The following is a 22555-nucleotide window of genomic DNA, read 5'->3' on the forward strand; positions in this document are numbered from 1 at the left end:
GCAGCAGCAGACCTCGCTCCGCACGAAGAATCAGCCACTCGTCCGACTCCAGAGAGAGCCTTGGCATGGAAATCCTTCGGTATGTGTTCCTCGTCTTCCACCTCTTCGGGTTCGCCGCGCTCATGGGCGGCCTCTTCTACCAGCTGAGAGGGAAGGACCCGGTGGCAGGCAGCTACATGCTGAGCAGCGCGGTCGTCCAGCTGGTCACCGGTGCGGGTCTCATATGGACCCGAACAGCCCTGGACCTGCCGGTGGACGGCCTGAAGATGGGGGTGAAGCTGGCCCTGGACGCCCTCGTGGCGGTGGTCGCGCTGATCGGCATGCGCAACAAGCGGCCGTGGGCCTTCTACGCCGTGGGGTCGTTCACAGCAGCCGCGGCAGTCGTGGCCGTCGTCTGGAAGTAGCCCCGCAGTCCGTGCAAGTTGTGGTCTCCGTACGCCAGGAGTTCGACAGCCTGAGCCTCCAGCTTCGCCGGCTCCCGCACCTTCTTCGGATACCGGGCCTCCGCCAACTCCCGTTTCAGCATCGCGATCTTGCCGCCCGCCCCGAGGACTTCGTCCGCTCTGTCCAGGAACTCCGGCCGGGGGATGCGACGACCGCCTTCCACTTTGCAGACCAGGTCCTCCCCGTACCCGATCGCGGCTCCGAACTCACCGGCCCGCATGCCTGCCGCCTCCCGCCAGGCCTTGATCTGCCGCCCTACCGTGGCGGCCATGGCGACGCCCGACTCGTCGTCCGGATCGACCTCCCGGCCGGGCTCGTCCGCACCCCCCGCCCGACGAAGGGGTCACAGCGGCCCCGTAACGAGAGGCCACATCGCACAATCAGCGATCAGGAGGGCGTCTGTCAGGGCAGGTGCCCCACCACGACACGGAGCCTCTCCCGCCCTGCCGTGACGCTCGCGTCCCACAGGCCTGCTGCGTCACCGCTCAGCGAGAGGGACTGGAGCCGTTGTTCGTCGGCCAGAAGGCTGGCGCCCACCACATTCTGGTCCAGCATCCCCATCGCGGTGAGTGCCCCATGCCCGCAGGACACCGCGTCGTCAGCGTTGCCCGAGTTGTGGGCCAGCAGGGCATAGCGCAGGCAGAGGGCGGCGAAGAACGCATAGGTGTCGGCGACACCGGTGATCCCCTCCTCATTCGGCTGGAGCTCCGGAAACCGCTCCAGCCGGCACACTCGCTCGGCGGCGTCGGCGAGTGGCCTGTCCGCAAGCCAAAGACCGCTCACGGACTCCACATAGAGGTCCAGGTCGGCTTCTCGCCCCGGTGCGCCCGCCCGCAGACCGACGAACAGCGGCGCCATGCGTTCCGTACAAGCGGCGACATACAGGCGGACCGCCTCGCCCCGCCCGTCGCGAAGCGCCTCCTCGACGGCCCCCTCCACCAGCGTCTCCACGTCCCACTCTCATCCCGTTCGAACAGATCGACAGGCTACACAGTGGGCTGGGGGCCGCAGCTCGACACGTTGACTGCCTGAGGTGTCTGCGCTGCTTCGCCGCAGGGCGGCTCCCCCTCAGTCCTGCCCGTCGCCCTCCTCGAAGAGCCGTACCGTGCTGAGGATTTCGCGAATCGTGGCGTCGGGCACCTCGTCGGACACCCCGTGCACACCGAGGTAGGTCCAGGACACGAAGTCACCCTGCGCGTTCTTGAAGGCGAACGTCACCGCCTTGCCGTCGGTGTCGCACCTGCCCTTGGCCGGCGTCCCGGAGGACGTGACGGTCACCGGGCTGCCCTCGACACCCGACTTCGTCCGGTAAGCCTCGGTCCCACCGATCTCGAGACGGGTTCTGTCGGGCTGGGTGTACGCGCCGTAGACCCACGTCCTCGGCGTGTCCTCGGCGGCCTCGGCGGTGCTCTTCGAACCCTTTTCCCCGGTGGTGCCCGTCGAGGCGAGCGAGGCCGGACGGGGCCGGGCTGCGGGAGACCGGACTGCGTGGGAACCGGATGTGGGTTTCCGTCCCGCGGGTTCGGCTGTCCGAGGGGCGACTGCTGTCCTGGCCACATGGCCGGTGAGTCCAGTGCTGCCCGGTCGGGCCCCCGCCGACGGTGGGTATCCCCGTTTCCCTGCATCCCCGCATCCCGTTCCCGTGAGCTCGACATCACCCTGAAGGCTGGCGACACCGGGGGAATGTCGTACGGGAGCGGCGAGTCGGGGGATTCGCGGGGGTATCCGCGCCGCGCGCGGCGCTGCGGGCGTGCGGGTCCGCCACGCTCAGGAGAGGTCCGGACGTCGGCCCAGGATTGGGCCGGCGGGGAAGCGACGTCGCGGCCTCTCCTTGGCGTGACCGGCCCGGCCGGCCGGGCGCGTGGGGTCCGGCGTACCGGACCCCCGGCCGGCCGGGCCGGAGTCGGGATGAACTTAACAGTCCCGCAATATCTTGCGTAAGTCCTTGCAGGAAGAAATCTCCGAGATTTCGTCGATGTGAGCGGGGTGTAATCGCATCGTGTCCAGGGGGTTGACCGGGGCAGGTCAGGCTCGTACGGTCTGCTGCACCCCAGGTTTTGCATTCTTGCTGCAAGAACCTTCAGGAGCCTTGACGGCACGGCGCGTTGCCCGGTGAGGCTGCTCCGCCATCCCCGCACTTCCCCCACCGCAGGAGGAACGTCATGGCACGCAGACCGTTGTCCGGCGCGCTCGCCCTCACCTTGGGCGCCGCTGTCCTCGCCGTCCCGGCCGGACTCGGCGCCGCCGGGTCCGCCCAGGCCGCACCTCCCGGCGAGAAGGACGTCACCGCGGTGATGTTCGAGTGGAAGTTCGCCTCCGTGGCCAAGGCGTGCACGGACAGCCTCGGACCCGCCGGTTACGGCTACGTCCAGGTCTCGCCGCCCCAGGAGCACATCCAGGGCGGCCAGTGGTGGACCTCTTACCAGCCCGTCAGCTACAGGATTGCCGGGCGCCTCGGTGACCGTGCGGCCTTCGCGAACATGGTCAGCACCTGCCACACCGCCGGTGTGAAGGTCATCGCCGACTCCGTCATCAACCACATGTCGGCCGGGTCCGGCACCGGCACGGGCGGCTCGTCGTACAGCAAGTACGACTACCCGGGCCTCTATTCGGTCAGCGACATGAACGACTGCCAGTCGCAGATCAGCAACTACGGCGACCGCGCCAACGTCCAGAACTGCGAACTGGTGGGCCTCGCGGACCTGGACACCGGTGAGGAGTACGTGCGCGGCAAGATCGCCGGCTATCTCAACGACCTGCTCTCCCTCGGCGTCGACGGCTTCCGGATCGACGCCGCCAAGCACATGCCGGCCGCCGACCTCGCCAACATCAAGTCCCGGCTCAGCAACACCGGTGTGTACTGGAAGCACGAGGCGATCTACGGGGGCGGCGAGGCCGTCTCGCCGTCCGAGTACCTCGGCAGCGGCGACGTCCAGGAGTTCCGCTACGGCCGCAGCCTCAAGCAGGTCTTCAACAACGAGAACCTCGCCAACCTCAAGAACTTCGGCGAGGGCTGGGGCTTCATGGAGTCCGGCAAGTCCGCGGTCTTCGTCGACAACCACGACACCGAGCGCGGCGGCGACACCCTGAACTACAAGGACGGCGCGAACTACACTCTCGCGAGCGTCTTCATGCTGGCCTACCCGTACGGCTCCCCGGACGTCCACTCCGGCTACGAGTGGTCCGACAAGGACGCCGGGCCGCCCAACGGCGGCCAGGTGAACGCCTGCTACAGCGACGGCTGGAAGTGCCAGCACGCCTGGCGCGAGATCTCCTCCATGGTCGGCTTCCGCAACGCCGCCCGCGGACAGGCCGTGGCGAACTGGTGGGACAACGGCGGCGACCAGATCGCCTTCGGCCGGGGCTCCAAGGCCTACGTCGCCATCAACCACGAGGGCTCCGCGCTGAGCCGCACCTTCCAGACGTCGCTGCCCGCGGGTGACTACTGCGACGTCCAGACGGGCAAGGGCGTCACGGTCAGCAGCTCCGGACAGTTCACCGCGACCCTCGCCGCCAACACGGCCCTCGCCCTGCACGTCGGCGCCCGCACCTGCACCGGCGGCGGCACGACCCCGGACCCCGGCACCGGCCAGTCGGGCGCCTCCTTCGGCGTCAACGCCACCACGCAGCTCGGCCAGAACATCTACGTCACCGGCAACCAGGCCGCGCTCGGCAGCTGGACCCCCGGGAGCGCGCTGAAGCTCGACCCGGCGACGTACCCCGTGTGGAAGCTCGATGTCGCCCTGCCCGCCGGCACCTCGTTCGAGTACAAGTACCTCCGCAAGGACGCGAGCGGCAATGTCACCTGGGAGAGCGGCGCGAACCGCACCGCCACCGTGCCGTCCTCCGGAAAGGTCACGCTGACCGCCGACGTCTGGCGCGGCTGACCCCTCATCGGCGGGCCGGGGACGCGAGGGTGAGCGTCCCCGGCCCGCACTGCTCCACCTGCCCGATCCCCGAAAGCCGAGGAGTACCCTCCCGTGTCCCGAACCACCCTCCGGCGGGGGGCTGTCGCCGCACTGTGCGCGGCGCTGCTGCCCGTCGTACCGGCGGCCACCGCGTCCGCCGCGCCCAGACCCCCCGCGCCGCCCTCGGACGCGAAACTGGCCAAGGAGCCGGCCAGGCACGACCTGACCCGTGAGCAGTTCTACTTCGTGCTGCCCGACCGGTTCGCGAACGGCGACACCTCCAACGACCGGGGCGGACTGACCGGCTCGCGGCTGGAGACCGGCTACGACCCCACGGACAAGGGGTTCTACCAGGGCGGCGACCTCAAGGGCCTCACCCAGCGGCTCGACTACATCAAGGGCCTCGGCACCACGGCGATCTGGCTCGCCCCCATCTTCAAGAACCGCCCCGTGCAGGGCACCGGTGACAACGCCTCGGCCGGTTACCACGGCTACTGGATCACCGACTTCACCCAGGTCGACCCCCACTTCGGGACCAACGCCGACCTCACGAAGCTGATCGACAAGGCCCACGGCAAGGGCATGAAGGTCTTCTTCGACGTCATCACCAACCACACCGCCGACACCGTCGACTACGCCGAGAAGAAGTACGGCTACAAGCCCAAGGGCGCCTTCCCGTACCTCGACGAGGACGGTCGCCCCTTCGACGACACCCAGGGCGTGGAGGAGGTGGACGCCGGCTCCTTCCCCTACACCCCGGCCAACACCGGTAAGAAGGTGCCGGCCTGGCTCAACGACACCACGATGTACCACAACCGGGGCGACTCGACCTACGCCGGCGAGTCCACCGAGTACGGCGACTTCTCCGGCCTCGACGACCTGTGGACCGAGCGTCCCGAGGTCGTCACCGGCATGGAGAAGATCTACGAGAAGTGGGTCCGCGACTTCGACATCGACGGCTTCCGCATCGACACCGTCAAACACGTCGACCTGGACTTCTGGACCCAGTGGGCGACCGCGCTCGACGGCTACGCGGCGAAGCACGGCCGGGACGACTTCTTCATGTTCGGCGAGGTCTACTCCGCCGACACGGCGATCACCTCGCCCTACGTCACCCGGGGCCGTCTCGACGCCACGCTCGACTTCCCCTTCCAGGAAGCCGCCCGGCAGTACGCCTCCCAGGGCGCCCCGGCCTCGAAGCTCGCCGCGGTCTTCGGTGACGACTACCGCTACACCACCGACAAGGCCAACGCCTACGAGCAGGTGACCTTCCTCGGCAACCACGACATGGGCCGGATCGGCACCTTCCTGAAGCAGGACAACCCGAAGGCCGGCGACGCCGAGCTCCTGGACCGGGCCCGCCTCGCCAACGAGCTGATGTTCCTCGGCCGCGGCAATCCGGTGATCTACTACGGCGACGAGCAGGGTTACACCGGAGCGGGCGGCGACAAGGACGCCCGCCAGACGCTGTTCGCCTCGAAGACCGCCGACTACCTCGACGACGACCAGATCGGCACCGACCGCACGCACGCCTCCGACGCGTACGACACGGCCCACCCGCTCTACCGGTCCATAGCGGCTCTCTCGAAGCTCACCCGGGAGCACCCGGCTCTGCGTGACGGCACGCAGACCGAGCGCTACGCCGAGGACTCCGTCCACGCCTTCTCGCGGACGGACGCGAAGCGCCCGTACGAGTACGTCGTCGCCTCGAACAACTCCACCGGGGCGAAGACCGTCGAGCTGCCCACCGAGTCGGCCGGCATGAACTTCCGTACGTTGTACGGAGGTTCCGGCACCGTCCGCAGCGGTGCGGACAAGGCCGTCGAGGTGACCGTGCCCGCGCTCTCCAGCATCGTGCTGCGCGCCGACAAGCCGCTCGGCAGCCCCGCCGCCAAGCCCTCGCTCACCCTGAAGGCCCCGGCCGCCGGAGCCACCGGCACCGTCGAGATCAGTGCCGACGTGGACGGCGGCGACCTGAACCGCGTCGTTTTCGCCGCGCAGACCGGCAACGGGAAGTGGACCACCCTCGGCTCCGCCGACCACGCCCCGTACAAGGTCACCCAGCACCTGGACGGCTCGGTGAAGGCCGGCACCCCGCTCCGCTACAAGGCCGTCGTCGTCGACCGCGCCGGACGCACCGTGAGCGCCCTCGCCTCCACCACCGCCGGCCAGGCCCCGCCCGCGCAGAAGCCCGTCGCCGTCGACCGCGACCAGGCCGTCGTCCACTACAAGCGCGCGGACGGCGACTACGAGGGCTGGCAGCTGAAGTCCGGCGGGACGGCTGCCGACTTCACCGGCCGCGACGCCTACGGCGCCTTCGCCTGGATCGACCTCGACGAGGGCGCCTCCTCCGTGCCGTACACGGTGGAGAAGAACGGCACGGCCGACGGGCCCGAGCGCACCGTCGACCTCGCCAGGACCGGTCAGGTCTGGATCGAGCAGGGCAAGGACGAGCAGTCCACCGAGGCTCCCGAAGCCCCGCCCCAGGACACCACCAAGGCCGTCCTGCACTACCACCGCCCCGACGGCGACTACGCCGGCTGGGGCCTGCACACCTGGACCGGGGCCGCCTCGCCCACGGACTGGGCCAAGCCCCTGGAGCCCGTGAAGACCGATGCCTACGGTGTCACCTTCGAAGTGCCGCTGGCCGACGGCGCCACCTCGCTCAGCTACATCCTCCACCGGGGCGACGAGAAGGACCTGCCCAGCGACCAGTCCCTCGACATCGCCTCGTACGGGCACGAGGTCTGGATGCTCGGCGGGAAGTCCGGCTACCTGCTGCCGCAGGCCGGCGGGGTGCCGACGCCCGACCTCACCAAGGCCGAGGCCCAGTGGATCGACGCGGACACCGTCGTCTGGAAGGTGAAGGCCACCGACGCCACCAGCCAGCAGCTCGTGTACGCGAAGGACGGCGGCATCTCCGTCGTCGACGGTGCCCTGTCCGACGAGGGGCAGTGGCTCCGCCTCGGCGCGACGGAGCTCACCGCCGCCCAGAAGGCGAAGTACCCGCACCTCGCCGCCTATCCGGCGTTCACCGTCGACGCCCGTGACCGGGACAGGGTCCGTGAGTCCCTGCGCGGTCAGCTGATCGCCACCCAGCGCGCCGCCAACGGAGCCCTGCTCGCCGCCACCGGCGTACAGACGGCGGGCGTACTGGACGAGCTGTACGGCAAGGCCGCGAGCGGCGCCGGCCTCGGCCCGGTCTTCCGCAAGGGCAGCCCCACACTCTCCGTATGGGCGCCCACCGCCCGGACCGTCGCACTCGAACTCGACGGGAGGACCGTCCCGATGCGCCGGGACGACCGCACCGGCGTCTGGTCCGTCACCGGGAACAGGAGCTGGACCGGCAAGCCCTACCGCTACGCCGTGGACGTCTGGGCGCCCACTGTCCAGAAGACGGTCACCAACAAGGTCACCGACCCCTACTCCACCGCTCTGACCGCCGACTCCGCCCGCAGCCTCGTCGTCGACCTGGACGACCCCGAGCTCGCACCGAGCGGCTGGTCCGGCCTGAAGAAGCCCGCCGCCGTCCCCCTGCGGGACGCGCAGATCCAGGAGCTGCACGTCCGCGACTTCTCGGTCACGGACCCGACCTCGAAGCACCCCGGTGAGTACCTCGCCTTCACCGACACCCGCTCCGACGGGATGAAGCACCTCAAGCAGCTCGCGGACTCCGGCACCAGCTACGTGCACCTGTTGCCCGTCTTCGACATCGGGACGATCCCCGAGAAGAAGAAGGACCAGCAGAAGCCCGCCTGCGACCTGTCCGTCTACGCCCCCGACTCCGAGGAGCAGCAGGCCTGCGTCACCGAGGCCGCCGCGAAGGACGCCTTCAACTGGGGCTACGACCCGCTGCACTACACGGTTCCCGAGGGCTCGTACGCCTCCGACCCCGACGGCACGAAGCGCACCGTCGAGTTCCGGAAGATGGTCCAGGGGCTCAACGGCGCCGGGCTGCGGACCGTCATGGACGTCGTCTACAACCACACCGTCGCCTCCGGGCAGGACGACAAGTCCGTGCTCGACAGGATCGTGCCCGGCTACTACCAGCGGCTCCTGGAGGACGGCACCGTCGCCACCTCGACCTGCTGTGCCAACACCGCGACCGAGAACACCATGATGGGCAAGCTCGTCGTGGACTCGATCGTCACCTGGGCCAAGGAGTACAAGGTCGACGGCTTCCGCTTCGACCTCATGGGACACCACCCCAAGGCGAACATCCTCGCCGTCCGCGAGGCGCTGGACAAGCTGACCGTCGCGAGGGACGGCGTCGACGGGAAGAAGATCATCCTGTACGGCGAGGGCTGGAACTTCGGTGAGGTCGCCGATGACGCCCGCTTCGTCCAGGCCACGCAGAAGAACATGGCCGGCACCGGCATCGCCACGTTCTCCGACCGGGCCCGCGACGCGGTGCGCGGCGGCGGCCCCTTCGACGAGGACCCCGGCGTCCAGGGCTTCGCCTCCGGTCTCTACACCGATCCCAACACGTCGGCAGCCAACGGCACCGAGGCCGAACAGAAGGCCCGGCTGCTCCACTACCAGGACCTGATCAAGGTCGGCCTCACCGGCAACCTCGCCGACTACACCTTCACCGACACCCAGGGCCGCACGGTCAAGGGATCGGCCGTCGACTACAACGGGGCCCCCGCCGGCTACGCGGCGGCGCCGGGTGACGCGCTCGCCTACGCCGACGCCCACGACAACGAGACCCTCTACGACGCCCTCGCCTTCAAGCTCCCGGCGGACACCACGGCCGCCGAACGGGCCAGGATGCAGGTCGTGGCCATGGCGACGGCCGCGCTCTCGCAGGGCCCGGCGCTCTCCCAGGCCGGCACCGACCTGCTCCGCTCCAAGTCCCTGGACCGCAACTCCTACGACAGCGGCGACTGGTTCAACGCCCTGCACTGGGACTGCCGCAAGGGCAACGGCTTCGGCCGCGGTCTGCCGCCCACCGCCGACAACAAGGCCAAGTGGTCCTACGGGAAGCCGCTGCTGACCTCCGCAGCCCTCACCCCCGGGTGCGCCGAGATCACGGGCGCGTCCGCGGCGTACCAGGACCTGCTGACCATCCGGACCACGGAGAAGGACTTCGGCCTGGCCACCGCGGGGCAGGTCCAGGACGCCCTGTCCTTCCCGCTCTCCGGCAAGGACGAGACCCCCGGGGTGATCACGATGCGCCTGGGCGGTCTGGTCGTGGTCATGAACGCCACCCCGGGCACGCAGAGCCAGGTCGTCCCGGGCCTGGCCGGAAAGGCGTACGCCCTGCATCCCGTCCAGGCGGCGGGCGCGGACCCCGCGGTCAAGAAGTCCTCGTACGAGGGGAAGTCGGGCAGCTTCACCGTGCCGGGGCGCACGGTCGCCGTGTTCTCCGCGCGCTGACCTCCCCGTCCCCGCCGGCCGGTCTCCGGCTCCGCGCCCCGCCAGGGCCCGGAGCGGGGGGCCGGCCGGTCCGTGTCGTGGGGGACTCCCTTGTGCGGGCGGCGCGATCACGCGAAGCTGAGGCCGTACATGTGCGTGCACGCCGTCCACGTATACGCACCCGACCGACCCGCACACAGGAGCGCTTGATGCCGCAGATCACCGTCGACTACTCCGCAGAGCTCGACGACAGCTTCGACCGCCGCGGCTTCGCGCTGGCCCTGCACCCGCTCGTCGCCGAGACCGTGTCCACGAAGATCCCCGCCTGCAAGACCCGGTTCCGCCGGGCCGAGGACTCCGTCGTCGGTGACGCCGCGACGGGCGACTCCGTCGTGAACGTCTCGATCGCGATGCTGCCCGGCCGCACCCCCGAGATCAAGGCGCAACTCACGGAAGCCGTGCTGGCCCTGCTGGCCGGGCACCTGAAGCCCGTCGACGGTCTCACCGTCCACGCCTCGGCCGAGGTCCGGGACCTCGACCCGTCCTACCGCAAGAACTGAGGCAGACGCTGCGGCGGAACGGCCGGTGCGGCGGGTGCCAGGACGGCGAGTCTGGCGAGCAGGTCGCCGAACGGGCCGTCCGCCGGCTCCTGCGCGAAGACCCGCAGCATGATGCCGGCCATCTCCTGGTCGTACGCGGCGCTCACCGACGCGAGCGCTGCGAAGTCGTGCACCAGCTGCAACTCCAGCTCGGCGCGCGGAATGCGTCTCCCGTCCAGCCAGAGCAGCGCCGTCGACTCCGCCAGCGACACCCAGGACCGCACGACGAGCTCCAGCCGGTCGGGCGGTGACGGGACGCCGAGATGCGCGACGATCTGCTCGTACGCGGCCTGCCGCACCCCGTCGACCAGTGCGTTGGCCGTCGACGAACCGCCCGCCGGACCGCCCCGGATCAGTGCGGCGAAGCCCGGACCGTGCTCCTCGACGAAGTCGAAGAAGCGGTGCATCACCCGGATGAGACGGGCTCCCAGGGGACCTTCGTGCGCTTCCATGAAGCGGGCGGCCAGCTCGTCGGCGGCCCGCTTCAGCGCCGCCTCGTAGAGGCTCCGCTTTCCCGGGAAGTAGTGGTAGACGAGGGGACGCGAGATGCCGGCCGCCGCCGCGATCTCGTCGATCGACACGTCGTCGGGCGAGCGGTGGCTGAACAACTCCAGGGCGACGCCGATCAACTGGGCCCTGCGCTCGTCGACGCCCATCCTGCGCCGTACCCCGGTCGTCATGCCGGACAGCCTAACGGGAGGGGGAACGCGGCCTTCCGCCGCACTCCCGGCGGGCAGTCACCCCGAGACGCCGCAGGGTCCCGGGCTCAGCGCAGGGATCCCACCAGGCTGCCGTCCGTCAGCAGCCCGTCGAGCCGGGGCCGGTCCCCCTCCCTGGTCGGCAGGGCCAGGAGCCGCCCGTCCGCCCGGCCCTTCGCGCCGCCCGTCGCGGTCAGTGACGTGAACTGCCGTGAGCCCGCGGCCAGTACGTACCACCGCCCGCCCTCCGACTTCCACAGCACTCCTGCCAGCACCCGGGGCCGGCGTATCCCGCAGTCCGGCGAGTCCTCCGCGCGTGCCGCGACCGCGCCCGGCGCGCCGGCACCCCCCGACAGCTCGGGCGGCGCCTGGAACTGCGCCAGGACCCTGCTGCCCGCACCCCGCCAGGTGTCGGCCCTGGTGCAGAGCCACAGTGCGTCGCCCGCACCCTCCGGCAGCCGCTGCCTCGCGTACGGCCACGAGTTCACTGAGCGGACGCCGTTGGACCGCACCGCCGGCAGGAGACAGGCGGTGCGCGCCCAGCTCTCCCGCTCCGCCCGGCCGGCCACGTCGTGGGGAGCGGACGGCGGCCCCGACGTGAGGCGCACGGGGGTGAGCTCGCCGAGATCCGTCATCAGCCGGGCCGCGGTGCCGTCCCGCACCTCCAGGGCCTGCCAGGAACGGCAGTCGGCCCGCGCCCCCGCGGTCGTCCCCGGTCCCGTCAGCGGGCCCGTCACCCCGTGACGGTCGCGGGGCAGCGGCCGGGCCGCCGCGTGCGGTGCGAGCAGGTCCCGTACGCCGGCCTCCCGCACCCAGGGCGCGGTGAGATAGCGGATCAGTCCGGCGCGCCGCTGTACCACCAGCGCGCTCGCCGCCACCGCGTCCGCGCCGTCGACCCGGGCGAAGTCCAGCGCGGCGCCCCCGGAGGGATCGGCACCGCGCGGCTCGGCGTAGCGCACGACGCGCAGGCCGTCGTGGAACAGGACCACAGCGGCGGTACCGACCTCGCCCGCGTACAGCAGTTGCGGCGGCCCCATCGGCGGGCCGTCGGGCGTGCCGGGGGTCACCGAGGAGACCACCGCGGGGCCGGGCCGTGCCCAGGCGGCGAGAGCGCGGCCCAGCAGCCGGGGGTCCCCGGTCCGGTCGCCGCGCGTGGGCCAGACCGTGAAGTCCCTCCGCGTGGAGCCCCGCCAGAGCCCGTCGGGCACGCGACGCAACGCGGCCGGGTCCAGGGCCTGTTGCGCGCTCCGGTGGCGTGCCTGGAGCGGCGCGGAGGCCGCACGCGGGCCGCCCAGGCCGTCCCCCGGCATCAGCAGCAGCGTCCCGCAGACCAGCAGCGCGCCGGCGCCGGCCAGGAGGGTGCGCCCGCACCGCCTGCGACGGGCCGGGTCGGTCTGCCTGACCTGCAGGGAACACGGATCGAACTCCGGTGAGGCCAGCAGGGTGTAGGGCGTCGTGAGGGAATCGGCCTCCAGCAGCGCCGCCCTCGGGTCGGCGACGCCCGCCGCCTCGAGGACCCGGCAGACGTCGGCGTCGTCGAGCGCTTCGAGCCCCCGCAGCACGTGGGCGGCCCGGCAGGGCCCCGACACCGCGGCCAGGGCCTGCTCCAGGGCCAGCTCGTCCGCGCCGCAGGAGTGCGGGAACAGCCTCAGCCCCCACACCTGGGGCACCACCGGGGGGAACTGCGCCCGCCGGGGCCGCGCGAACCGCAGCAGCGGCAGCCCCGCCTCCAGCGCGGAGCGCACCACCCGCAGGCGTACGTTCGCGTACGCGCGTCCCGGGTCCACGCCCTGCCCGCCGGCCAGGGCCCGCTGGGCCAGCCAGTGGGCCGACAGCACCCGGCGGTTGCGGCCGAGCGAGGGCGCCAGCACGAGGTACGCGATGCGCACCAGCCGGGCGTAGTGCTCGGCGGGCGCGGCCTCGGCCCGCTCCCTGGCCGGCTGCTCCTCGTACGGGCGGCCGGGGGACGGCGGTACTGCTCGCGGCGGGGGCATGTTCAGCTGAACGAGCGAATGGTGCGATGGTCACTCCGGCGCACGCGCTCCCGGGCGGGTTGTGCGGTTTCCCCGCGCGAGCCGGGAGCACCGGGCACGATGGCCGCATGGTGGAACGGCTTGAGTGGCGACGAGGACGGGCCCGCCGGGCATCCGCGGCCGTGCTGGCGGGGTTCGCCCTGCTCACCGCGTGCGGCGGGGGAGCGGACGGCGACGACAGGCAGGCCGGTCCGCCGACCGCGAGCGGGACGCTGGAGCAGCTCGCGTCGAAGGCGCACTGCGACCCGAATCTGCAGACCGACGCCGAGGAGCTCCGTCAGGCCAACTGCACAACCGATGACGGGCGTTACGTGCTGGCGACCTTCGCCACCGACCGAGGTCAGCGGGAGTGGATCAACGAGGCCAACGACTACGGCGGCTCGTACCTCGTCGGCCGGAAGTGGGTGGCCGTCGGCGACGCGGACGTGGTCGCGGCACTGCGCGGCCGGCTCGGGGGGACGGTGGAGACCGCCTCGTCGCACCACTCGGGGAACAGTGGTGGTGGGGGGAACGAGGCAGGGCACTCCGGTCACCACGGGAGCTGACCGCGCAGGTGAGGGGGGCGGGCGTCACTGTGGGGGGTGCCGCGTCAGCGGCACTTGCGCCCGCCGTTGATGCAGCTCACCACCTTCTTCATCAGCTTGTCGTCGAAGACGTTGATGAAGTCACCGTGGTCGGTGCCGGGCTTGTGCAGCTGCTCCGGGAAGGAGTCGACGGCGAAGCCGGGCCCCGGCGGGACGTCGTAGACGATGCGCTGGACGAGCTGCGGAACGGCCCTGAAACCGGCCGGGCACCGCCCGTCGTCCTGGGCGAAGGCCACATGGGTGCGGTGGTTGGCGCTGTCGGTGTTCTGCCCGTCCCAGCAGCTCTGGAAGGCGAAGGAGCGCACCACCTGACTGCCCTCCGGGCAGATCGGATACTTGTCCGCGAGCTGCCTGTCCTCGAATCCGGTGCAGCTCCAGGACGCGTTGGCATTGGCGTCACCGTTGGTGAAGGACTTCGCGTCCCCGGTGATGATCCGCAGGAAGCGGGGCATCGCCGTGACCTTCCCGGCGGGGGAGCCGACGAACTTCAGCGTCACCTGGGAAGGTGTCTGGATCTCCCCGGTGTTCTGGTCCTTGCCGCCGCCGTCCGCGTCCACGTCGTTCTCGTCCTCCCCGTTCTGCAGGCGGAGCACGGGCCAGTAGTACGTGGACCTGTCGCCCTGGTTGCGGCAGGTCGACTCACCGCCGGCCAGATCGTCGTCACTGGAGAAGGCGTCGGTCGCCTGGTTGCCGACGTAGTCGTGCATGTGGTGGGCACCGTTGCTCACACCGGGAGCGGCGATGACGTTGTCCGGGTTGAACTTGCCGTTCTCGTTGCGGCCGCAGTCGGTGGTGAACGTCCCCCGCGAGGCGCCCCGGCGGTTGCGGGGCCGGTCGGCGTTCGGCTGGACGGACTGGATGTCGACGAAGTCGGAAGCCTCGGGGCCGTTGCCCTGCCCGCCCTGGTCGTCCCCCTGGCCCTGGTCGTCCCCCTGGCCCTGGCCGTCTCCCTGACCGTTGCCCTCCTCCTGGCCGTCGTCCTGGCCGGGGTCCGCGCTCTCGGCGGGATCCTGACCGTCGTCCTGGCCTCCGTCACCGCCGTATCCGCCGGACTGCCCGCCCTCGTCGTCGGCGCGCAGACTGCACCCCGCGAGCCCGTCCAGGCCCTGCGGCCGGTCGCCGGCGGCCCGCTCGACGGCGATGCCGATCCGGTCGAGGCTGGCCGAACGCTTGCTCCTCAGCGGGCCGAGCACCGCGTTCTCGGCGAGTGCCGGGTCCCGCGCGATCCGCTCCTTGCGGTCCGCGAACTGCCGGTACGCGTCGGTGATCTGCGTATCCATGGCGGCGAGCTCACGGTCGACCTCCGGCCGCGCCCGGTCCGGCACGTCGGGGAGGGAGATCCCCGCGTCGGGGCAGTCGATGGTGGACATCTGGCGAGCCGCGTCGCGGAACTGCCCGGGAGGTGCGCCGGAGCCGCCTTCCCCGGCACTCGCGTAGACGTTGACGGCGACCAGCCCACCTCCCCCCAGAATCAGTGCGGCCGAGGCGACGATCGCCCGGTTGGCCAGAGTCGAACGTTTCTTGCGCGATGTGCGTCCCATGGAACTCCTCCGCTTCGAGTCCGCTTCGAGTGCTTCGAGTCGGAAGCGTGACGTCCCATACGGACCGGAGGCCCCACCCGTTCAGACCGCCGTGGAACTCGCCGGCGACGGACTACGCCGGCACGGTGCCCACCGGCGCTCCCGTCATCCGGTTGGCCAGGGTGGAGATGGTGTAGGCGCCTATGCCGAGGACCACTTCCAGGGCGTTGCGCGGGGTGTGACCCAGAGACAGGAAGGCCCGGAGGTCGTCGTCCCCGACGGCGCCCGACGTCTTCAGGGCCGCGAGCGTGAACAGGCGTACGCCTTCGAGCCTTTCGTCCGGCAGAGGCCGGTCCTCGGGGGCTCGCAGCGCGGCGACGAGCTCGGGCGCCGCGTCGAGCGAGGTGAGTCTCTCCGTGTGGTTCTCCACGCACACGTGGCACTCGTTGCGCGTGGCCATCGTCATGACGACGACCTCGCGGGACAGCGGGTCGAGGGTGGTCGACTCGAAGGCGGCACTCGCCCGGAGGAAGGCGTCGAGGGTCTCGGGCGAAGCGGCGAGCCGTGCCACGGCGGACGGCACCAGGCCGCCCTGCTTCCTGGCCATCCCTTCCATGGTGCGGCGGGCTGCGGGCGGCGCGGAGTCGAGGGTGAGATCGGGGAAGTGCGGAGCAGGCATGGCGGACTCCTCGGGTAAACTCGACAACGTGATTGTCGAAAAGGTAAACCAGGTTGTCGAGGTGTGCAATGGCTGAGGAGCACGGAGGAGAGGCGGGCTTCGAGTTGCCGCTGCTGCTGTTCGCGGGTTTCCGGTCGGTCATCGACGCCCTGCACCGGGACCTGGCGGCCCAGGGCGACCAGGAGATGCGTCCGGCTCACGGCTTCGCCCTCCAGGCGGTCGGTCCGGAGGGCGCGAGCGCCAGCGAGATCGGCCGGCGGCTGGGAGTGTCCAAGCAGGCGGCCGGGAAGACGGTCGACAAGCTGGAGGGCCTCGGTTACGTGGAACGGGCCGACGACCCCCGCGACGGCCGGCGCAAGCTGGTCAGGCTCACCGCCCGTGGCGTCGGCGTGCTGAACAGATCCGCCCAGGGCTTCGACCGGATCCGCGCGGAGTGGGTCGCGGTGCTCGGCGCGGAGCGGGTCCGTGCCCTGGAGGCGGACCTGCGCCGGATGGCGCCCGCGAGCGCGTTCCGGCTGGACGCGGAGGGCTGGTTCGCGAGCTGACCCCCGCGGGAGCGGGGCCACCCGCGCGGTACCGGCCGAGCGCTACCGGCCGCGCGGGCGGGCGACGGGGTCGTGGGGTCAGCCGCGGTCGAGGTAGGCGAGGACAGCGAGTACGCGCCGGTTGTCGTCGTCCGACACCGGCAGGCCGAGCTTGCTGAAGATGTTCGAGGTGTGCTTGGCCACCGCCCGCTCGGTGACCACCATCTGGGAGGCGATCGCCCCGTTGGAACGGCCCTGCGCCATCAGCTCCATGACCTCGCGCTCCCGTGGTGTCAGGCCGCCCATAGGCGCGTCCACCGAGCGCCGGGACAGCAGCTGGGAGATGACCTGGGGGTCCATCGCCGTACCGCCGGCGGCGACCCGGCGGACCGCGTCGATGAACTGGTCGGCGTCGAACACCCGGTCCTTCAGCAGGTAGCCGATACCGCCGTTGCCGTCGGCCAGCAGTTCCCGCGCGTACAACTGCTCCACGTGCTGCGACAGGACGAGCACCGGCAGCCCCGGTCTGTGGCGGCGGGCGGCCAGGGCGCACTGCAGGCCCTCGTCCGTGTGGGACGGCGGGAGCCGGACGTCGACGACGGCGACGTCCGGCTTCAACTCAGCCAGGGCCCGCGTCAGTTCGGGCCCTGTCTCGACTGCCGCCGCGATCTCGAAATCGTAGGCTTCGAGCATGCGCACGAGGCCGTCGCGGAGCAGGAAGAGATCTTCGGCTAGGACAACGCGCAAGGGATCTCCATGGTCACCATGGTGGGACCGCCCACAGGACTGCTGACGGCCAGTACGCCGTCGAATGTACCCAGCCGGCGTTCGATTCCGCTCAGCCCGGAGCCGGTTCCGACGGCCGCACCGCCCCCGCCGTTGTCGGTGACGGAGATCCGCAGCATTCCCCCGGCGTGGTGCACGTCCACCCATATGCGGTCGGCACCCGCGTGCTTCACCGCGTTCGTCAGGGTCTCGCTGACGGCGAAGTACGCCGCCGACTCGACCGGGGCGTCGGCGCGGCCGGGAAGCTCCACCGTGACCTCGGAAGCGAGCGGCATCCGCAGGGCCAGCGCCTTCACCGCGTCACCGAGGCCGCGCTCGGCGAGGACCGGCGGGTGGATGCCCCGTACGAGGTCGCGGAGCTCGGTGAGGGCCTCCGCGGAGGACGCACGGGCCATCGCCAGCAGCTTCTTCGCCTGCGCCGGGTCCTTCTCGACGAGCGCCTCGATCGTGCCGAGGTTCATCCCCATGGCGACCAGCCGGGCCTGTGCCCCGTCGTGCAGGTCCCGCTCGATGCGCCGCAGCTCGGACGCCGCCGTGTCCACGGCCTCGTGCCGCGTCTCGGTGAGCCGGTCGATGCGCTGGGCGAGCTCCTCCGGGGTGGGCGACAGCGCCGACCGGGCGAGCACGAAGTGCAGCCGCAGCAGCGGCCGGCTCGCCCACAGACCGGCGAGGAGGACCGCACCGCCGAGCGCCGCCGCGGCCAGCCCCGTCGCCTGGCTGTTCACCGGCACGAAGCCGTACCAGTACGTGCTGTCCTCGAACACCCGCCACAGTCCCGCGGCCAGGACCAGCCCCTCCACCGGATACACCAGCAGAGCGAAGGCGAAGACCAGCACCACGTAGCCCGCGGTCATGTCGAGCAGCAGCCATCGCAGGTCACGCCAGGTCGCCGGATCCTTCAGCATCAGCACGGTGCGCTCGACCTGCCCGGTGAATCCCGTGCGCAGGTCCTTGGGGAACGGCCGGTAGGGCACGGGGATACGGACGTCCGACCAGGCCGCCGCGAGGAGACGGCGCTTGTCGGCGTGCTTGCGCACCGTCTCCATGAGCACCGGCGTGGTGAACAGCCCGACGCCCAGCAGGATGAAGGTGATGGAGAGGAGCGACAGGACGAAGAGGGTCGCCGACCCCGCGATGCTGGCGAAGGAGAGGACGAACGCCCGTCCACCGGCCAGATACGCGGCCCGTACCCGGCTCTTTGCCGATCCCATGATGCTGTCTCCCCTCGCCGGGCTCCCCGCCGGATCCCGTCCGGGACCAGTCTCGCCCGGCCGGAGGGACCTTCGTCAGCCGTTCCGCCACCCGACGGGTGGTGTACCTGGCACCACCCCCGGCACGGCGGGAGGCCCCGGGACGCGTCCCGGGGCCTCCCGTACGGCGGAGCGGGATCAGGGTGCGTACTTGTAACCGACGCGCCGCACGGTCTGGATCGCCCGGCGGTGCTCCGCGCCCAGCTTGCGGCGCAGCCGGGCGACATGGACGTCGACGGTGCGGCCGTCGCCCACGTGCCCGTAACCCCAGACCGTCGTCACCAGCTGGTCCCGGGTGTGCACCCGGTGCGGATGCGCCACCAGGTGGGCCAGCAGCTCGAATTCGAGGTAGGTGAGATCGAGGGTGGCGCCGTCCACCGCGGCGGTGCGCCGCGTGGAGTCGATCTGCACGGGACCGCCCGCCGGGACGTCGGCCGCCGGCTCCGGCACGGACTCCCGGTGCTGGGCGGAGGCCACGGCCCCGGCCAGAGCCGGCTGCTGGTCGGCCGGGACGAGCACCAGGTAGCCGATCATCGGCGGCCGGCCCGGCAGGGCCGGCAGGGTGTGCTGGGGCGCGGGCAGCCATGTGGCGCCCGGCGGGAGGAAGCCGGCCACATCGGCGAGCTCGACGACCTCGTCACGGTCGACGGCGCGCAGCCGGTGGCGGTTGGGGGACAGGGTGTTGCGGGCGGTGGTGGTGGCCGCAGCGGACACCGCGGTGGCCGCGGTGGCGGCGGACGCGGTGGAGAAGGTACGGGTGTTCGCCATGAGGGTCAGCTCTTTCGCGCGAGGAGTCGTCGAGGACGTACGTCGTGCGCGCGGGCCGAAGGCCGGTATGAGGCGGCTTTAGAGGGCCTGCGCGTTCCACGCGCGGCAACACACCCGGTCGAAGTCATGGTGCTGACGGGAGGGCCAGAACGGCTCGAGGTCGCTGCGACCCGACGCGATGTGCTGGTAGCTGGCCATGCCCCCATTGAAGCAGAGATTGCCGTTCCGCAGCAGGGTCCTCTCACCCGTCGATACGGACCGCCGTGTCAGGTTCCTCACGATCCCCTTCCGCACCGCCCGTCCCGGCGCGTCCGCAGGCTGTCCCGGGCCGGGCGGCGGCCTGTGAACGCCGAAGGGGCGCCCGGCAGGCGGGCGCCCCTTCGCGACGGACAGGTGCGGGATCAGACCTGGTCGGCCTTCTCCAGCGCGGTGCAGCAGGTGTCGACGATCAGCCGTGTGACGACGTACGGGTCGACGTTGGCGTTGGGGCGACGGTCCTCGATGTAGCCCTTCTGGTCCTGCTCGACCTGCCACGGGATGCGGACCGAGGCGCCGCGGTTGGAGACCCCGTAGCTGTACTCGTTCCACGGGGCGGTCTCGTGCAGACCCGTCAGGCGGTCGTCGATGCCCGCGCCGTAGTGCTTGACGTGGTCCATCGGCTTCGAGCCCTCACCGAGCGACTCGGCGGCGGTGATGATCGCCTCGTAGCCCTCGCGCATCGCCTTCGTGGAGAAGTTGGTGTGCGCACCGGCGCCGTTCCAGTCGCCCTTGACCGGCTTCGGGTCCAGCGTCGCGGAGACGTCGAAGTCCTCGGCGGTGCGGTAGAGCAGCCAGCGCGCGATCCACAGGTGGTCGGAGACCTCCAGCGGGGAGACCGGTCCGACCTGGAACTCCCACTGGCCGGGCATGACCTCGGCGTTGATGCCGGAGATGGCCAGGCCGGCCTTCAGGCAGTTGTCGAGGTGCTTCTCGACGATGTCGCGGCCGAAGATCTCGTCCGAGCCGACGCCGCAGTAGTAGCCGCCCTGCGCGGCCGGGAAGCCGCCCTCGGGGAAGCCCAGCGGGCGGTGCCCGTCGAAGAAGGTGTACTCCTGCTCGATGCCGAAGATGGGCTCCTGGGCCGCGAACTGCTCGGCCACCGGGCGCAGATCGGCGCGGGTGTTGGACTCGTGCGGAGTCATGTCGATGTGGAAGACCTCGCACAGGACGAGGACGTCGTCACCGCCGCGGATCGGGTCCGGGCAGGTGAAGACAGGCTTGAGGACCCGGTCGGACGCGTGGCCCTCGGCCTGGTTGGTGCTCGAACCGTCGAAGCCCCAGATGGGCAGGTCCGCCACGTCCCCCGAGGGGCTGCCGGCCATGATCTTCGTCTTGGAGCGAAGCTTGGCGGTCGGCTCGGTGCCGTCGATCCAGATGTACTCAGCCTTGAACGTCACGGACGCCATCCTTTGCGGGTGCTGCGGTCTGTGGTGCGCAGCTTCGCAAGACGCGATTTCCCGACCGTTGCCCGTATGTGAACCCCGTGTTACCGAGGTTTCCCGGGGGTGTCGGACGGCAGGTCCCCGCCGCCCCGGGCCGTCTCACCCTGCGGCGCACTGGATACGTTCCGGGCCGGCGGCCGGCCGGGGCAGACTGGCCGCATGACGACACAGACTGCCTCCGCCGGGCCGCTCAGGATCGGCCTCGTCGGGGCGGGCCCCTGGGCGCGCATGACTCACGCCCCCGCGCTCGCCGCCCACCCCGGTGCCGTACTGAGCGGCGTGTGGGGCCGCCGGCCCGAGGCGGCGGAGGCGCTGGCCGCCGCCCACGGCACCGAGGCGCACACGGGCGGGGCGGGCATCGACGCGCTCCTGGCCACGAGTGACGCGGTGGCGTTCGCCGTGCCGCCGGACGTCCAGTCGGCCCTGGCCGTGCGGGCCGCCGACGCCGGGTGCCACCTCCTGCTGGACAAGCCGGTCGCCACCACGGTGGCGGGAGCGCGCGAGGTCGCCGAGGCGGCCGAGCGGGCCCGGGTCGCCTCCGTGGTCTTCTGCACGCTGCGGTTCGCCGAGGGCACGGCGGGGTGGATCGCCGAGCAGGCCGCGGCGGGCGGCTGGTTCACGGCGCGCGCCCTGTGGATGGGCGCGCTCTTCGCCCCGGGCACGAGCAGCGAGTTCGCGGCCTCGCCCTGGCGGCGTGAGAAGGGCGGCCTCTGGGACGTGGGCCCCCACGCGCTCTCGGTCCTGATCCCGGTCCTGGGCGACGTGACGGAGGTGGTCGCCGCCCGCGGCCCGGCCGGCACCACGCAGCTGCTGCTGCGCCATGCCTCCGGCGCGTCGAGCACGGTGACGCTCGCGCTGGACGCGCCGCCGGGAGCCGTGGGCACCGAGGTCGAGTTCCGGGGCGAGCGGGGAGTGTCCGCCCTGCCCGGGGGAGGCGGCGACGCGCTCGGCGCGTTCCGGGCGGCCGTCGACGCGCTGACCGGCGCGGCGCGTACGGGGGTGGCGCACCCCTGCGACGTACGGTTCGGGCTGCGGCTCACCGAGGTCCTCGCCGAGGCCGAGGCGGCACTGGGGCAGGCCTGACGCCGAACGCCCGGCGGCCCGGCCGCCGGGGCCGGCCCGCCGCGTCCTCACCGGCCCAGAGCGTCCCGCACCGCCTCGTCCGTCCGCGCCACCACGGCCGAACCGTCCTGCGCGGTGATGATCGGGCGCTGGATCAGCTTCGGGTGCTCCGCCAGCGCCGTGATCCACCGCTCGCGCGCACCGGCGTCCTTCGCCCACTCCTTCACCCCGAGCTCCTTCGCCTCCGCCTCCTGGGTCCGGGTGATGTCCCACGGCTCCAGCCCGAGACGGTCGAGCACCGCCCGGATCTCCCCCGTCGAGGGCACGTCCTCCAGGTAGCGGCGGACCGTGTAGTCGGCCCCCTCCGCGTCGAGCAGGGTGAGCGCGCTGCGGCACTTGGAACAGGCGGGATTGATCCAGATCTCCATGGGGCCAAGGGTACGGGAGGGATCCCCGAAATAGCCTCTGGCCAGGGGCGATTGTCAGTGGGAGGCAGTAAAATGGAGGGAGTTCGTGAGAGTTCCACCACCGTGCCAGGAGGTTGCCGATGGCCGTCGCCACAGCCACACCCGAGCCGCTCCACAAGCCCCTGCGGAAGAAGCGTCTCCCCGCGGGCCGGCCCCGCGAGTGGTACGTCTCCCACAACCGCCGACTGAAGGCCATGCGCCTGGCGATCGCCCTGCTCGACACCGGCGTGTACCAGCCGTCGAGCGCCCACAACGCCCGGATCCGCGAGGCGGCCGACCGTCTCGCCATCCACCCGCCGTCCGACACCACCTGCCGCATGGTCCGCGCCCTGATCCGCTCCGGCCGCTGACACCGCCCGCCCGTGCCCCCGAGTCCTCCGGGGGCACGGGCCCG

General features: G+C 71.5%; 19 protein-coding genes and 1 pseudogene. 8 read left to right on the forward strand and 12 right to left on the reverse strand.

The genetic code is table 11. The annotated features are described in order from the left end of the window. Window positions 1-65 precede the first annotated feature (65 nt). Window positions 66-404 carry a hypothetical protein gene (locus tag ACFUNE_RS15940; RefSeq protein WP_383567221.1) on the forward strand — a complete coding sequence of 113 codons (339 nt, stop codon included), beginning with the start codon at window positions 66-68 and terminating at the stop codon, window positions 402-404. 5 nt (window positions 405-409) lie between these two features. Here the strand turns inward: ACFUNE_RS15940 and ACFUNE_RS15945 are convergent. The 3 genes and pseudogenes from ACFUNE_RS15945 to ACFUNE_RS15955 all read right to left on the reverse strand — a co-directional run. Continuing rightward, window positions 410-769, reverse strand: a pseudogene (locus ACFUNE_RS15945) (helix-turn-helix domain-containing protein); the annotation flags it as partial. 77 nt (window positions 770-846) lie between these two features. After that, the gene (locus ACFUNE_RS15950; protein WP_383567224.1) at window positions 847-1395 is read right to left on the reverse strand and encodes a hypothetical protein; all 549 of its coding nucleotides are present in this window, start codon (window positions 1393-1395) and stop codon (window positions 847-849) included. Between the two features lie 117 nt (window positions 1396-1512). After that, a complete protein-coding gene (locus tag ACFUNE_RS15955) occupies window positions 1513-1722 on the reverse strand; it encodes a hypothetical protein (RefSeq protein WP_383567227.1) in 210 nt (69 codons plus the stop codon). An 884-nt stretch (window positions 1723-2606) separates the two neighbouring features. On the opposite strand from ACFUNE_RS15955, the gene ACFUNE_RS15960 reads away from it, so the two are divergent. From ACFUNE_RS15960 to ACFUNE_RS15970, 3 genes are all read left to right on the forward strand, one after another. Next, window positions 2607-4331 (forward strand): carbohydrate-binding module family 20 domain-containing protein, encoded by a 1725-nt coding sequence (locus ACFUNE_RS15960; protein WP_383567230.1) that lies wholly within the window; start codon window positions 2607-2609, stop codon window positions 4329-4331. 93 nt (window positions 4332-4424) lie between these two features. After that, complete coding sequence (gene pulA, locus ACFUNE_RS15965; protein WP_383567233.1) at window positions 4425-9731, forward strand: pullulanase-type alpha-1,6-glucosidase; 5307 nt, start codon at window positions 4425-4427, stop codon at window positions 9729-9731. 188 nt (window positions 9732-9919) lie between these two features. Continuing rightward, on the forward strand, window positions 9920-10270 hold the full coding sequence (locus tag ACFUNE_RS15970) for a 5-carboxymethyl-2-hydroxymuconate Delta-isomerase (RefSeq protein WP_383567236.1): 351 nt from the start codon (window positions 9920-9922) through the stop codon (window positions 10268-10270). Here ACFUNE_RS15970 and ACFUNE_RS15975 read toward each other — a convergent pair. Together ACFUNE_RS15975 and ACFUNE_RS15980 are read right to left on the reverse strand one after the other, a co-directional pair. Further along, entirely contained in the window at window positions 10255-10989 is a 735-nt protein-coding gene (locus ACFUNE_RS15975; RefSeq protein WP_383567239.1) for a TetR/AcrR family transcriptional regulator, read from the reverse strand. The two genes, ACFUNE_RS15970 and ACFUNE_RS15975, sit on opposite strands and share 16 nt — an antisense overlap. Before the next feature lie 86 nt (window positions 10990-11075). Continuing rightward, window positions 11076-13001: a hypothetical protein gene (locus tag ACFUNE_RS15980; RefSeq protein ID WP_383567242.1), complete on the reverse strand. Its 1926-nt coding sequence runs from the start codon at window positions 12999-13001 to the stop codon at window positions 11076-11078. Between the two features lie 107 nt (window positions 13002-13108). On the opposite strand from ACFUNE_RS15980, the gene ACFUNE_RS15985 reads away from it, so the two are divergent. Then, window positions 13109-13585, forward strand: coding sequence for a hypothetical protein (locus ACFUNE_RS15985; RefSeq protein ID WP_383567245.1), 477 nt, complete (start codon window positions 13109-13111; stop codon window positions 13583-13585). 44 nt (window positions 13586-13629) lie between these two features. Here the strand turns inward: ACFUNE_RS15985 and ACFUNE_RS15990 are convergent, their stop codons facing one another. Both ACFUNE_RS15990 and ACFUNE_RS15995 read right to left on the reverse strand, forming a co-directional pair. Next, the gene (locus ACFUNE_RS15990; protein WP_383567248.1) at window positions 13630-15165 is read right to left on the reverse strand and encodes a DUF1996 domain-containing protein; all 1536 of its coding nucleotides are present in this window, start codon (window positions 15163-15165) and stop codon (window positions 13630-13632) included. Between the two features lie 112 nt (window positions 15166-15277). Continuing rightward, window positions 15278-15823, reverse strand: a complete 546-nt coding sequence (locus ACFUNE_RS15995) for a carboxymuconolactone decarboxylase family protein (RefSeq protein ID WP_383567251.1) — start codon at window positions 15821-15823, stop codon at window positions 15278-15280. A 68-nt stretch (window positions 15824-15891) separates the two neighbouring features. On the opposite strand from ACFUNE_RS15995, the gene ACFUNE_RS16000 reads away from it, so the two are divergent. Beyond that, window positions 15892-16368 (forward strand): MarR family winged helix-turn-helix transcriptional regulator, encoded by a 477-nt coding sequence (locus tag ACFUNE_RS16000; RefSeq protein WP_383567254.1) that lies wholly within the window; start codon window positions 15892-15894, stop codon window positions 16366-16368. Window positions 16369-16446: 78 nt separating this feature from the next. Here ACFUNE_RS16000 and ACFUNE_RS16005 read toward each other — a convergent pair whose 3' ends face one another. From ACFUNE_RS16005 to glnII, 4 genes are all read right to left on the reverse strand, one after another. After that, on the reverse strand, window positions 16447-17094 hold the full coding sequence (locus ACFUNE_RS16005; protein WP_383567257.1) for a LuxR C-terminal-related transcriptional regulator: 648 nt from the start codon (window positions 17092-17094) through the stop codon (window positions 16447-16449). Further along, window positions 17079-18344 (reverse strand): sensor histidine kinase, encoded by a 1266-nt coding sequence (locus ACFUNE_RS16010; protein ID WP_383567260.1) that lies wholly within the window; start codon window positions 18342-18344, stop codon window positions 17079-17081. Before ACFUNE_RS16010 ends, ACFUNE_RS16005 begins: the two co-directional genes overlap by 16 nt. Window positions 18345-18521: 177 nt before the next feature. Next, on the reverse strand, window positions 18522-19151 hold the full coding sequence (locus tag ACFUNE_RS16015; protein WP_383567262.1) for a winged helix-turn-helix domain-containing protein: 630 nt from the start codon (window positions 19149-19151) through the stop codon (window positions 18522-18524). A 401-nt stretch (window positions 19152-19552) separates the two neighbouring features. After that, entirely contained in the window at window positions 19553-20587 is a 1035-nt protein-coding gene (gene glnII, locus ACFUNE_RS16020) for a glutamine synthetase (RefSeq protein WP_383567265.1), read from the reverse strand. 204 nt (window positions 20588-20791) lie between these two features. On the opposite strand from glnII, the gene ACFUNE_RS16025 reads away from it, so the two are divergent. Next, a complete protein-coding gene (locus ACFUNE_RS16025; protein ID WP_383567268.1) occupies window positions 20792-21715 on the forward strand; it encodes a Gfo/Idh/MocA family protein in 924 nt (307 codons plus the stop codon). 47 nt (window positions 21716-21762) lie between these two features. Here ACFUNE_RS16025 and ACFUNE_RS16030 read toward each other — a convergent pair whose 3' ends face one another. Further along, window positions 21763-22122: an arsenate reductase family protein gene (locus tag ACFUNE_RS16030; protein WP_383567271.1), complete on the reverse strand. Its 360-nt coding sequence runs from the start codon at window positions 22120-22122 to the stop codon at window positions 21763-21765. 119 nt (window positions 22123-22241) lie between these two features. Between ACFUNE_RS16030 and ACFUNE_RS16035 the strand changes: the two genes are divergently transcribed. Further along, window positions 22242-22511, forward strand: coding sequence for a hypothetical protein (locus ACFUNE_RS16035; protein WP_383567274.1), 270 nt, complete (start codon window positions 22242-22244; stop codon window positions 22509-22511). Window positions 22512-22555: the final 44 nt, after the last annotated feature.

Source organism: Streptomyces sp. NPDC057287 (assembly GCF_042667905.1).
Classification (GTDB): Bacteria; Actinomycetota; Actinomycetes; order Streptomycetales; family Streptomycetaceae; genus Streptomyces.